2 protein-coding genes and 1 pseudogene are annotated in these 2,595 nt (G+C 63.7%); 1 reads left to right on the top strand and 2 read right to left on the bottom strand.

Going from position 1 to position 2,595, the window contains the following annotated elements; genetic code table 11:
• Positions 1 to 342: 342 nt before the first annotated feature.
• Entirely contained in the window at positions 343 to 879 is a 537-nt protein-coding gene (locus tag WCE35_RS21240; protein WP_424595281.1) for a GlcG/HbpS family heme-binding protein, read from the top strand.
• Between the two features lie 85 nt (positions 880 to 964).
• On the opposite strand, the gene WCE35_RS21235 is transcribed toward WCE35_RS21240, so the two are convergent.
• Positions 965 to 2,275: an HlyD family type I secretion periplasmic adaptor subunit gene (locus WCE35_RS21235; protein ID WP_424595280.1), complete on the bottom strand. Its 1,311-nt coding sequence runs from the start codon at positions 2,273 to 2,275 to the stop codon at positions 965 to 967.
• Positions 2,272 to 2,595 (bottom strand): annotated as a pseudogene (locus WCE35_RS21230) (type I secretion system permease/ATPase); the annotation flags it as partial. The gene WCE35_RS21235 and the pseudogene WCE35_RS21230, both read right to left, overlap by 4 nt.

Here is a 2,595-nt window from a genome sequence, read left to right as displayed (position 1 = left end):
TGGATTGCTTCGTCGCAAGTGCTCCTCGCAATGACGTGGCTCCGGTTGCAAGCAGAAGCCTGCGATCTCTCGTCAAGGCGCGGCGCAGATTTCAGATTTCGCAGGGACCAAGGTCCATATGATGGGTTGAGCCCGGCGAAACCCCTCACCTCCGCAAGATGCGATTGACGAGTATCGCTTCCGCTCCAACTCTATCCTGCGGGCTTCGAAAAAGGAGCCAGTCTTGGCGGTCTCGTCAAAATAGCTCGCCTGTGGCTTTCGGAGACCCCACCCAGTTGCTATCGTCCAGGCGGTCCAGGAAATTCCAGGACAGTTCGAAAGACAACCCTTTGGGAGGAATGAATGCGTCGTCAAATTGCGCTGGCGGGCACGCTATGTGTTGCGCTTTTGATTGGCACCGGAGCGTTTGCCCAGGTGACACCGAATCCTGACAATCCCAACGACGTGGTCTCGGATGCGTTGACGCCGCCGCCCTATGGCGAGCCGATCAATCTTGAGACCGCCAAGAAGGTGGCCGCCGCGGCCATCGCCGAGACGACAAAACGAAATTGGAACGCGTTCTGCGTGGCGGTCGTCAGCCCGAGCGGCGATCTTGTTTATTTCGAGAAGCAGGATAATTGCCAGTATGCGTCCATCGGTATCTCGCAGCACAAGGCGCGCACGGCTGCACGCTATCGGCGCGCAACGCTGGTATTTGAAACGCTGATCGGCAAAGGCCACTACTTCTCCTATCTGACGACACTCGATGACGTGGTCGCCTCACGCGGAGGCAATCTGCTCGTGGTCGGAGGCAAGGTGATCGGCGCCATTGGCGTGAGCGGTGGTTCCGGCTCGCAGGACGACGTGGTGTCGCTGGCCGGGCAGGCTGCGCTCAAATAGTCGCTGCAGCTTGATATTTGGTTCCGCCGGGGCTTGGATCCCGACGGACTCAGGTGCCGATCGGGGCCTGGCGGCCGCGATCGCGTCACTTCTCCCGGAACGAGCGCATCAATTGGTCGCTGAGCGGCTTCATCAGATAGGAAAACATCGTGCGGTCGCCGGTCTGCACGAAGGCTTCCACCGGCATGCCCGGGATCAGCTTGTTGCTGTCGCCGAGACGCGCGACCTCCCCGGGCGGCATCGAGACGCGGATGGTGTAATAGCTTTGCCCGGTGCGCTGTTCGGTGGTGACGTCCGCCGAGACGCGGGTGACGACGCCGTTCAGTTCCGGGGTGGTGCGCTGGTTGAAGGCCGACAGCCGCAGCAGGGTCTTCTGGCCGATCTGCAGCTTGTCGATGTCCTGCGGATTGACCTTGGCCTCGACCGAGAGGTCGTCGGCCTGCGGCACGATCATCATGATGGCGTCACCGGCGGTGATGACGCCGCCGACGGTGTGGACAGTCGATTGCAGCACCATGCCGTCCTGCGGCGCGCGGATGTCGATGCGGCGCAACTGGTCCTCCGCGGTGACCTTGCGCTCGACGAATTCGCCGATCTTGTCGTTGGTCTCGCGCAGATCCTTGGAAACCTCGCTGACCATGTCCTTGTCGATCTGGATGACCTGCAGCTCGGTTTCGGTGATCTTGCCCCTGGCCTGCGCCCGCGAGGCGATGTATTGCGCCCGCTCGCCGGACAGCCGCGCGACGTCGCGTTCCAGCACGGTGAGCCGCGAAATCTGCACCAGATGCTGGTCGTAGAGCTGGCGGACGCCGATCAGCTCTTTTTCCACCAGCGCGATTTCCTTGTCCTTGGCGTTTTCCTGCGCGGTGAGGCCGCCGATTTCCTCGTTGAGCTGCGTGACCCGCTCGCGCAATTGCGCTTTCTGCCCGGCGCGGCCGTTGACGCGGACCTCGAACAATTTGGCTTCGCTCGCCATCACATCCCAGACATCGGGCTCGCTGGCGCGGTCGGTCAGCATCGGCGGAAACACGATCCGCTCGAGACCGCGCTGTTCGGCCTCGAGCCGCGCGGCGCGCGCCCACAATCCGTTCAGCGTTTTCACGACGATCGCAAGGCTCGCCTTGACCACGGTTTCGTCCAGACGCACCACGATGTCGCCGGCCTTGACGAGGTCGCCGTCGCGCACCCGCACTTCGCCGACCACGCCGCCGGTCGGGTGCTGCACCTTCTTGACGTTGGAATCGACCACCACCGATCCCGGCGCGATCAGCGCACCGGAAATCTGCACCGTCGACGCCCAGCCGCCGAAGCCGCCCGCCAGCACGAGGACGACGGCGAGGCCGACGATCAGATGCGCCCGGATCGAGCGTCGCGCGCCACGCAATCGATGGCTCATGACTTGGCAGCTCCCGCATCGGAAACGATCTTGATCGGCGGCGGCGGTGACGGGACCCGGTGCAGCACCTGCCCCAAAATGCTTTCCTTCGGGCCGAACGCCTGCATCCGGCCGTCTTTCAGCACCAACAGCTGATCGACCGCCTCGATCCCGACCGGCCGGTGCGCGACCACCACCACGATGGCGCCGCGCTCGCGCGCGGCCCGAACCGCGCGGGTCAGCGCCTCGTCGCCTTCGCTGTCGAGATTGGAGTTCGGCTCATCGAGCACGATCAGGAACGGATTGCCGTACAGCGCCCGCGCCAGCGCCACGCGTTGCGC

Source organism: Bradyrhizobium sp. (assembly GCF_049691595.1).
Taxonomy (GTDB): domain Bacteria; phylum Pseudomonadota; class Alphaproteobacteria; order Rhizobiales; family Xanthobacteraceae; genus Bradyrhizobium.
This window is presented reverse-complemented; position numbering and strand designations above follow the sequence as displayed.